At 72.2% G+C, this 374-nt stretch carries 1 pseudogene; it reads left to right on the forward strand.

The features are described from left to right. Positions 1 to 2: 2 nt before the first annotated feature. Positions 3 to 374, forward strand: a pseudogene (locus tag ADK36_RS14720) (serine hydroxymethyltransferase); the annotation flags it as partial.

Below are 374 nucleotides of genomic sequence, written 5' to 3' on the forward strand. Positions count from 1 at the left end.
CCCTGCACGAGCTGGACCCGGCGATCGCCGCCGCGCTCGACGCCGAGCTGGAGCGCCAGCAGTCCACCCTGGAGATGATCGCCTCCGAGAACTTCGCGCCGGTCGCGGTCATGGAGGCGCAGGGCTCGGTCGCCACGAACAAGTACGCCGAGGGCTACCCGGGCCGGCGCTACTACGGCGGCTGCGAGCACGTCGACGTCGCCGAGCAGATCGCCATCGACCGGGTCAAGGAGCTGTTCGGCGCCGAGTACGCCAACGTCCAGCCCCACTCCGGTGCCTCCGCCAACCAGGCCGCCCTGTTCGCGCTGGCCCAGCCCGGCGACACCATCCTCGGCCTGGACCTGGCCCACGGCGGCCACCTCACCCACGGCATG

The sequence above is a fragment of the Streptomyces viridochromogenes genome, from assembly GCF_001270495.1.
GTDB classification, from domain to species: Bacteria; Actinomycetota; Actinomycetes; order Streptomycetales; family Streptomycetaceae; genus Streptomyces; species Streptomyces viridochromogenes_A.